Origin of the sequence: Klebsiella sp. 10982, from assembly GCF_048589245.1 — a bacterium.
Classification (GTDB): domain Bacteria; phylum Pseudomonadota; class Gammaproteobacteria; order Enterobacterales; family Enterobacteriaceae; genus Klebsiella; species Klebsiella quasivariicola.
In genome coordinates, this window is the sequence record NZ_JBMAXV010000074.1 from 1 (window position 1) to 9,358 (window position 9,358).

A 9,358-nucleotide genomic window follows, 5' to 3' on the forward strand; every position below is an offset into this window, starting at 1 on the left:
ATACTTCACCTGCCGGTGGGCCGTCTCCCGGTCCAGCTTTCCTTCGCGCTTCAATTCGGTGATCGCTGCACCATAGCTCGGCGCTTTGTCGGTATTGAGCGTGGCAGGCTTTTCCCAGTGCTTCAGGCCTCGCAGGGCCTTGCCCAGGAACCGCTTCGCTGCCTTGGCGCTGCGGGTCGGCGACAGGTAGAAATCGATCGTGTCGCCCCGCTTGTCGACTGCCCGGTACAGGTAGGTCCACTTGCCCCGCACCTTGACGTAGGTTTCATCCAGGCGCCAGCTCGGATCAAAGCCACGCCGCCAGAACCAGCGCAGCCGCTTCTCCATCTCCGGGGCGTAGCACTGGACCCAGCGATAGATCGTCGTATGGTCGACCGAAATGCCGCGTTCCGCCAGCATTTCCTCAAGGTCGCGATAGCTGATCGGATAGCGACAATACCAGCGCACCGCCCACAGGATCACATCACCCTGGAAATGGCGCCACTTGAAATCCGTCATCGTTCCGTCCGTCCAATCTCCGCCAAGCATGCTCAAGCTTCACGATTTTTGCAACAGAGCCCACACGAGTATTGAGCATAGTCGAGATTGGTGCAGATCACTTCTGATATTGAACTGTCAGGAGCTGGCTGCACAACAGCCATTACGCCCAATCAACTGGTGCAGTCGTCTTCTGAAAATGACATTTGGTATCTCTCATAAACGGATGTTTTTGAGAGAACTATCTTCGGCCTTCACACGCACGAAAGGCGGCGAAGCTCCGCCGTTAATCCGTCCGCCGGAGATCTCGCCCAGGCAGGCTGAAGGCCGAGCAAGCCTGACAGGCCCGAAAAGCCCGGCACGGGCGTCGGCGGCGATGACGGCGGCGGCATTATCCAGGGTTGATGATGGAAGTGGAGGATATCGACAACCTCTCGCGCAACCAAGACATCGCGGTCGGACTGCAAGTGATCTTGAAGCCACGGGCCCGTCCCACCCCGACATGGACCTCGATGCCCGAACGGACGTTAGATTTCGAGTTCTAGGCGTTCTGCGATGAAGGTTGGATCCCAGCCGGGATTGAAAGTGTCGACGTGGGTGAATCCGAGCCGCTCGTATAGGCCACGCAGGTTCGGGTGGCAGTCGAGCCGCAGCTTGGCGCACCCCTGCGTTCGCGCGGCATGGCGGCAAGCCTCGATCAGCGCGGAGCTGACACCCCGGCCCGCATGTGTCCGTCGCACCGCGAGCTTGTGCAGATATGCGGCCTCCCCCTTGAGGGCGTCGGGCCAGAACTCGGGATCCTCGGCCGACAAGGTGCAACAGCCGACGATGCCGTCGCTGCAACTCGCGACTAGGAGCTCGGATCTCAGGACGAAGGTCTCCGCGAATGTCCGGTCGATCCGCGCGACGTCCCAGGCGGGCGTTCCCTTGGCGGACATCCACGCCGCAGCGTCGTGCATCAGCCGCACAACCTCGTCGATATCACCCGAGCAGGCGACCCGAACGTTCGGAGGCTCCTCGCTGTCCATTCGCTCCCCTGGCGCGGTATGAACCGCCGCCTCATAGTGCAGTTTGATCCTGACGAGCCCAGCATGTCTGCGCCCACCTTCGCGGAACCTGACCAGGGTCCGCTAGCGGGCGGCCGGAAGGTGAATGCTAGGCATGATCTAACCCTCGGTCTCTGGCGTCGCGACTGCGAAATTTCGCGAGGGTTTCCGAGAAGGTGATTGCGCTTCGCAGATCTCCAGGCGCGTGGGTGCGGACGTAGTCAGCGCCATTGCCGATCGCGTGAAGTTCCGCCGCAAGGCTCGCTGGACCCAGATCCTTTACAGGAAGGCCAACGGTGGCGCCCAAGAAGGATTTCCGCGACACCGAGACCAATAGCGGAAGCCCCAACGCCGACTTCAGCTTTTGAAGGTTCGACAGCACGTGCAGCGATGTTTCCGGTGCGGGGCTCAAGAAAAATCCCATCCCCGGATCGAGGATGAGCCGGTCGGCAGCGACCCCGCTCCGTCGCAAGGCGGAAACCCGCGCCTCGAAGAACCGCACAATCTCGTCGAGCGCGTCTTCGGGTCGAAGGTGACCGGTGCGGGTGGCGATGCCATCCCGCTGCGCTGAGTGCATAACCACCAGCCTGCAGTCCGCCTCAGCAATATCGGGATAGAGCGCAGGGTCAGGAAATCCTTGGATATCGTTCAGGTAACCCACGCCGCGCTTGAGCGCATAGCGCTGGGTTTCCGGTTGGAAGCTGTCGATTGAAACACGGTGCATCTGATCGGACAGGGCGTCTAAGAGCGGCGCAATACGTCTGATCTCATCGGCCGGCGATACAGGCCTCGCGTCCGGATGGCTGGCGGCCGGTCCGACATCCACGACGTCTGATCCGACTCGCAGCATTTCGATCGCCGCGGTGACAGCGCCGGCGGGGTCTAGCCGCCGGCTCTCATCGAAGAAGGAGTCCTCGGTGAGATTCAGAATGCCGAACACCGTCACCATGGCGTCGGCCTCCGCAGCGACTTCCACGATGGGGATCGGGCGAGCAAAAAGGCAGCAATTATGAGCCCCATACCTACAAAGCCCCACGCATCAAGCTTTTGCCCATGAAGCAACCAGGCAATGGCTGTAATTATGACGACGCCGAGTCCCGACCAGACTGCATAAGCAACACCGACAGGGATGGATTTCAGAACCAGAGAAAGAAAATAAAATGCGATGCCATAACCGATTATGACAACGGCGGAAGGGGCAAGCTTAGTAAAGCCCTCGCTAGATTTTAATGCGGATGTTGCGATTACTTCGCCAACTATTGCGATAACAAGAAAAAGCCAGCCTTTCATGATATATCTCCCAATTTGTGTAGGGCTTATTATGCACGCTTAAAAATAATAAAAGCAGACTTGACCTGATAGTTTGGCTGTGAGCAATTATGTGCTTAGTGCATCTAACGCTTGAGTTAAGCCGCGCCGCGAAGCGGCGTCGGCTTGAACGAATTGTTAGACATTATTTGCCGACTACCTTGGTGATCTCGCCTTTCACGTAGTGAACAAATTCTTCCAACTGATCTGCGCGGGAGGCCAAGCGATCTTCTTCTTGTCCAAGATAAGCCTGTCTAGCTTCAAGTATGACGGGCTGATACTGGGCCGGCAGGCGCTCCATTGCCCAGTCGGCAGCGACATCCTTCGGCGCGATTTTGCCGGTTACTGCGCTGTACCAAATGCGGGACAACGTAAGCACTACATTTCGCTCATCGCCAGCCCAGTCGGGCGGCGAGTTCCATAGCGTTAAGGTTTCATTTAGCGCCTCAAATAGATCCTGTTCAGGAACCGGATCAAAGAGTTCCTCCGCCGCTGGACCTACCAAGGCAACGCTATGTTCTCTTGCTTTTGTCAGCAAGATAGCCAGATCAATGTCGATCGTGGCTGGCTCGAAGATACCTGCAAGAATGTCATTGCGCTGCCATTCTCCAAATTGCAGTTCGCGCTTAGCTGGATAACGCCACGGAATGATGTCGTCGTGCACAACAATGGTGACTTCTACAGCGCGGAGAATCTCGCTCTCTCCAGGGGAAGCCGAAGTTTCCAAAAGGTCGTTGATCAAAGCTCGCCGCGTTGTTTCATCAAGCCTTACGGTCACCGTAACCAGCAAATCAATATCACTGTGTGGCTTCAGGCCGCCATCCACTGCGGAGCCGTACAAATGTACGGCCAGCAACGTCGGTTCGAGATGGCGCTCGATGACGCCAACTACCTCTGATAGTTGAGTCGATACTTCGGCGATCACCGCTTCCCTCATGATGTTTAACGCCTGGCACAGCTGCCGACAAAATTGGCGCTTGTTTTGCCGGCTTTTTGGCAAAACAAGTGACACTTTTGGCGGTCAGTTGCTGCCACTTGTTAACCCTTTTGCCAGATTTGGTAACTATAATTTATGTTAGACACGAAGTCTTGGCTAAAAACTGGCCTAAAACTACTGGGGATTTCTGGAAAATAGACATCACCTTCTGGCTCAATGTCGATTGTTGAAATATGTAAAGTATCAACTTTATCGATCAGGCTTTTGTATATTTCACCACCACCAGACACAATCACATGATCCGTTATCGTCTTCAGATGATTTAGCGCTTCATCGATAGATGGAAATACCAATACATTCTCATCACTGGAAGTGAAGCTTGAACGAGTTACAACGGCATATTTTCGGTTGGGTAAAGCCCCCATTGACTCGAAAGTCTTTCGGCCTACCAAAAGCCACTGATTATAGGTAATCGCTTTGAAGAGTAATTGTTCCCCTTTGGCACTCCATGGAATATCTGGGCCATTTCCGATAACTCCATTCTTCGAAATTGCTGCCATTAGTGATAGTTTCACGATACTTCCTTAGGGGTTAACTTTGTTTTAGGGCGACTGCCCTGCTGCGTAACATCGTTGCTGCTCCATAACATCAAACATCGACCCACGGCGTAACGCGCTTGCTGCTTGGATGCCCGAGGCATAGACTGTACAAAAAAACAGTCATAACAAGCCATGAAAACCGCCACTGCGCCGTTACCACCGCTGCGTTCGGTCAAGGTTCTGGACCAGTTGCGTGAGCGCATACGCTACTTGCATTACAGTTTACGAACCGAACAGGCTTATGTCCACTGGGTTCGTGCCTTCATCCGTTTCCACGGTGTGCGTCACCCGGCAACCTTGGGCAGCAGCGAAGTCGAGGCATTTCTGTCCTGGCTGGCGAACGAGCGCAAGGTTTCGGTCTCCACGCATCGTCAGGCATTGGCGGCCTTGCTGTTCTTCTACGGCAAGGTGCTGTGCACGGATCTGCCCTGGCTTCAGGAGATCGGAAGACCTCGGCCGTCGCGGCGCTTGCCGGTGGTGCTGACCCCGGATGAAGTGGTTCGCATCCTCGGTTTTCTGGAAGGCGAGCATCGTTTGTTCGCCCAGCTTCTGTATGGAACGGGCATGCGGATCAGTGAGGGTTTGCAACTGCGGGTCAAGGATCTGGATTTCGATCACGGCACGATCATCGTGCGGGAGGGCAAGGGCTCCAAGGATCGGGCCTTGATGTTACCCGAGAGCTTGGCACCCAGCCTGCGCGAGCAGCTGTCGCGTGCACGGGCATGGTGGCTGAAGGACCAGGCCGAGGGCCGCAGCGGCGTTGCGCTTCCCGACGCCCTTGAGCGGAAGTATCCGCGCGCCGGGCATTCCTGGCCGTGGTTCTGGGTTTTTGCGCAGCACACGCATTCGACCGATCCACGGAGCGGTGTCGTGCGTCGCCATCACATGTATGACCAGACCTTTCAGCGCGCCTTCAAACGTGCCGTAGAACAAGCAGGCATCACGAAGCCCGCCACACCGCACACCCTCCGCCACTCGTTCGCGACGGCCTTGCTCCGCAGCGGTTACGACATTCGAACCGTGCAGGATCTGCTCGGCCATTCCGACGTCTCTACGACGATGATTTACACGCATGTGCTGAAAGTTGGCGGTGCCGGAGTGCGCTCACCGCTTGATGCGCTGCCGCCCCTCACTAGTGAGAGGTAGGGCAGCGCAAGTCAATCCTGGCGGATTCACTACCCCTGCGCGAAGGCCATCGGTGCCGCATCGAACGGCCGGTTGCGGAAAGTCCTCCCTGCGTCCGCTGATGGCCGGCAGCAGCCCGTCGTTGCCTGATGGATCCAACCCCTCCGCTGCTATAGTGCAGTCGGCTTCTGACGTTCAGTGCAGCCGTCTTCTGAAAACGACACCATGTGCAAACGATGTCAGAATAGAGTTAAATTTCCTATTGATTGACATATTCCGTCAAAGGTAATAGATTTCATCCTGACACTTTTGCCTTTGGAGGCATCTTGCAAGGTCAACGCATCGGCTATGTCCGCGTCAGCAGCTTCGACCAGAACCCGGAACGGCAATTGGAGGGTGTTCAGGTGGCGCGGGTGTTCACCGACAAGGCTTCTGGCAAGGACACCCAGCGTCCCGAGCTGGAAAGGCTGCTGGCCTTCGTCCGCGAGGGCGACACCGTGGTGGTGCATAGCATGGACAGGCTGGCACGCAACCTTGATGACCTGCGCCGCATCGTCCAAGGGCTGACACAACGGGGCGTGCGCATGGAGTTCGTCAAAGAAGGGCTGAAGTTCACCGGCGAGGACTCACCGATGGCCAATCTGATGCTGTCGGTCATGGGAGCCTTCGCTGAGTTCGAGCGCGCCCTGATCCGCGAACGTCAGCGCGAGGGAATCGTGCTGGCCAAGCAGCGCGGTGCCTACCGGGGACGAAAGAAATCGCTGAACAGCGAACAAATTGCCGAGTTGAAACGGCGAGTTGCGGCAGGCGACCAAAAAACCTTGGTGGCCCGTGACTTCGGCATCAGCCGCGAAACCTTGTACCAGTACCTGCGGGAAGACTGACCATGCCACGCCGCTCAATCCTGTCCGCCACCGAGCGCGAAAGCCTGCTGGCACTGCCAGATGCCAAAGACGAACTGATACGGCACTACACGTTCAACGAAACCGACCTGTCGGTGATCCGTCAGCGTCGCGGCGCCGCGAATCGATTGGGCTTCGCTGTGCAGCTTTGCTACTTGCGATTCCCTGGCACCTTTTTGGGCGTCGATGAGCCTCCGTTTCCGCCCCTGTTGCGCATGGTGGCCGCGCAACTCAAGATGCCAGTGGAAAGTTGGAGCGAGTACGGCCAGCGCGAACAGACACGGCGGGAGCACTTGGTCGAGCTGCAAACGGTTTTTGGGTTCAAGCCCTTCACCATGAGCCACTATCGGCAAGCCGTGCATACATTGACCGAGCTGGCCTTGCAGACCGACAAAGGCATCGTGCTGGCGAGCGCACTTGTCGAGAATCTGCGGCGGCAGAGCATTATCCTGCCCGCCATGAATGCCATCGAGCGCGCAAGCGCCGAGGCCATCACCCGTGCCAACCGACGCATTTACGCGGCGCTGACCGATTCTTTGTTATCACCCCACCGTCAGCGCCTGGACGAACTTCTCAAGCGCAAGGACGGCAGTAAAGTGACGTGGCTGGCATGGCTGCGCCAGTCGCCTGCCAAACCGAACTCTCGCCACATGCTCGAACATATTGAGCGCCTGAAATCCTGGCAAGCACTTGATCTGCCCGCAGGCATCGAGCGGCAGGTTCACCAGAACCGCCTGCTCAAAATCGCTCGTGAAGGTGGCCAGATGACGCCTGCTGATCTGGCAAAGTTCGAGGTGCAACGACGCTATGCCACGCTGGTAGCGCTGGCCATCGAAGGCATGGCCACCGTCACCGATGAAATCATCGACCTTCACGATCGCATCATCGGCAAGCTGTTCAACGCGGCCAAGAACAAGCATCAGCAGCAGTTCCAGGCTTCCGGCAAGGCGATCAACGACAAGGTGCGGATGTATGGGCGCATCGGTCAAGCGTTGATTGAGGCCAAGCAAAGCGGCAGCGATCCGTTCGCCGCCATCGAGGCCGTTATGCCCTGGGACACCTTCGCCGCCAGCGTCACCGAAGCGCAAACATTGGCGCGGCCTGCCGACTTTGATTTCCTGCACCACATCGGTGAAAGCTATGCCACGCTACGCCGCTACGCGCCGCAGTTCCTGGGCGTGCTCAAATTGCGGGCTGCGCCCGCCGCCAAGGGTGTGCTCGATGCCATCGACATGCTGCGCGGCATGAACAGCGACAGCGCGCGCAAGGTGCCCGCCGATGCGCCAACCGCATTCATCAAGCCGCGCTGGGCAAAGCTGGTTCTGACCGACGACGGCATCGACCGGCGTTACTACGAGTTATGCGCCCTGTCGGAGCTGAAGAACGCGCTGCGCTCCGGTGATGTCTGGGTGCAGGGTTCTCGCCAGTTCAAGGACTTCGACGAATACCTGGTGCCGGTCGAGAAGTTCGCCACTTTGAAGCTGGCCAGCGAATTGCCGCTGGCAGTGGCCACCGACTGCGACCAATACCTGCATGACCGGTTGGAATTGTTGGAGGCGCAACTCGCCACAGTCAACCGCATGGCTGCGGCCAACGACTTACCGGATGCCATCATCACCACCGCGTCAGGCCTGAAGATCACGCCGCTGGACGCGGCAGTACCAGACGCCGCGCAAGCCATGATCGACCAGACAGCTATGCTGCTGCCGCACCTCAAAATCACCGAGTTGCTGATGGAGGTCGATGAATGGACGGGCTTCACCCGCCACTTCACACACCTGAAGACCAGCGACACGGCCAAGGACAAAACCTTGCTGTTGACGACGATCCTGGCCGACGCGATCAACCTGGGTCTGACCAAAATGGCCGAGTCCTGCCCTGGCACCACCTACGCCAAGCTGTCTTGGCTGCAAGCCTGGCACATCCGCGATGAAACCTATTCGACGGCGCTGGCCGAGCTGGTGAATGCGCAGTTTCGGCAACCCTTCGCCGGCAACTGGGGTGACGGCACCACGTCATCGTCGGACGGCCAGAACTTCAGAACCGGCAGCAAAGCAGAAAGCACTGGTCATATCAACCCGAAGTATGGAAGCAGTCCAGGACGGACTTTCTACACCCATATCTCCGACCAGTACGCGCCCTTCAGTGCCAAGGTGGTCAACGTGGGCATTCGTGATTCAACTTACGTGCTTGATGGCCTGCTGTACCACGAGTCGGACTTGCGCATCGAGGAACACTACACCGACACGGCAGGCTTCACCGATCACGTGTTTGGCTTGATGCATTTGCTGGGATTTCGCTTCGCGCCGCGTATCCGTGACTTGGGCGAAACCAAGCTATTCATCCCCAAGGGCGATGCCGCCTATGACGCGCTCAAGCCGATGATTAGCAGCGACAGGCTGAACATCAAGCAAATACGCGCCCATTGGGATGAAATTCTGCGGCTGGCCACCTCCATCAAGCAAGGCACGGTAACGGCTTCGCTGATGCTGCGCAAACTCGGCAGCTACCCGCGCCAGAACGGCTTGGCCGTGGCGTTGCGCGAGCTGGGGCGCATCGAGCGCACGCTGTTCATTTTGGATTGGCTGCAAAGCGTGGAGCTGCGCCGCCGCGTCCATGCGGGGCTGAATAAGGGCGAGGCGCGCAACGCGCTGGCCAGGGCGGTCTTCTTCTACCGATTGGGTGAAATCCGCGACCGCAGTTTTGAGCAGCAGCGCTACCGGGCCAGCGGCCTCAATCTGGTGACGGCGGCCATCGTGTTGTGGAACACGGTATATCTGGAGCGTGCCACCAGTGCTTTGCGTGGCAACGGCACGGCGCTGGACGACACATTGTTGCAATATCTGTCGCCGCTGGGGTGGGAGCACATCAACCTGACCGGCGATTACCTATGGCGCAGCAGCGCCAAGGTCGGTGCGGGGAAGTTTAGGCCATTGCGACCGCTGCCACCGGCTTAGCGTGCTT

Annotated in this window: 8 protein-coding genes and 2 pseudogenes; 3 read left to right on the top strand and 7 right to left on the bottom strand. The window is 58.0% G+C overall.

All coding sequences use genetic code 11. From position 1 onward, the window contains the following. The 7 genes and pseudogenes from ACKLKD_RS26835 to dfrA15 form a co-directional block, all read right to left on the bottom strand. On the bottom strand, positions 1-498 hold a 498-nt coding region (locus tag ACKLKD_RS26835; RefSeq protein ID WP_072203413.1), incomplete at its 3' end, for an IS6-like element IS6100 family transposase. A gap of 117 nt (positions 499-615) precedes the next feature. Beyond that, a pseudogene (locus ACKLKD_RS26840) lies at positions 616-684 on the bottom strand (EAL domain-containing protein); the annotation flags it as partial. A 320-nt stretch (positions 685-1,004) separates the two neighbouring features. Further along, positions 1,005-1,505 (bottom strand): GNAT family N-acetyltransferase, encoded by a 501-nt coding sequence (locus ACKLKD_RS26845; protein WP_000376623.1) that lies wholly within the window; start codon positions 1,503-1,505, stop codon positions 1,005-1,007. Between the two features lie 127 nt (positions 1,506-1,632). Beyond that, positions 1,633-2,472 carry a sulfonamide-resistant dihydropteroate synthase Sul1 gene (gene sul1 / locus ACKLKD_RS26850; protein WP_000259031.1) on the bottom strand — a complete coding sequence of 280 codons (840 nt, stop codon included), beginning with the start codon at positions 2,470-2,472 and terminating at the stop codon, positions 1,633-1,635. Further along, entirely contained in the window at positions 2,466-2,813 is a 348-nt protein-coding gene (locus tag ACKLKD_RS26855; protein WP_000679427.1) for a quaternary ammonium compound efflux SMR transporter QacE delta 1, read from the bottom strand. The genes sul1 and ACKLKD_RS26855 overlap by 7 nt, the downstream gene beginning before the upstream one ends. Before the next feature lie 116 nt (positions 2,814-2,929). Continuing rightward, positions 2,930-3,768, bottom strand: a pseudogene (gene aadA1, locus ACKLKD_RS26860) (ANT(3'')-Ia family aminoglycoside nucleotidyltransferase AadA1). Positions 3,769-3,869: 101 nt separating this feature from the next. Continuing rightward, positions 3,870-4,343, bottom strand: a complete 474-nt coding sequence (gene dfrA15, locus ACKLKD_RS26865) for a trimethoprim-resistant dihydrofolate reductase DfrA15 (RefSeq protein ID WP_001355915.1) — start codon at positions 4,341-4,343, stop codon at positions 3,870-3,872. Positions 4,344-4,499: 156 nt separating this feature from the next. Between dfrA15 and intI1 the strand changes: the two genes are divergently transcribed. From intI1 to ACKLKD_RS26880, 3 genes are all read left to right on the top strand, one after another. Next, the gene (gene intI1, locus ACKLKD_RS26870; protein WP_000845048.1) at positions 4,500-5,513 is read left to right on the top strand and encodes a class 1 integron integrase IntI1; all 1,014 of its coding nucleotides are present in this window, start codon (positions 4,500-4,502) and stop codon (positions 5,511-5,513) included. 305 nt (positions 5,514-5,818) lie between these two features. Continuing rightward, positions 5,819-6,376 carry a recombinase family protein gene (locus ACKLKD_RS26875; protein ID WP_001162012.1) on the top strand — a complete coding sequence of 186 codons (558 nt, stop codon included), beginning with the start codon at positions 5,819-5,821 and terminating at the stop codon, positions 6,374-6,376. Between the two features lie 2 nt (positions 6,377-6,378). Further along, positions 6,379-9,351, top strand: a complete 2,973-nt coding sequence (locus tag ACKLKD_RS26880; protein ID WP_001138073.1) for a Tn3 family transposase — start codon at positions 6,379-6,381, stop codon at positions 9,349-9,351. Positions 9,352-9,358: the final 7 nt, after the last annotated feature.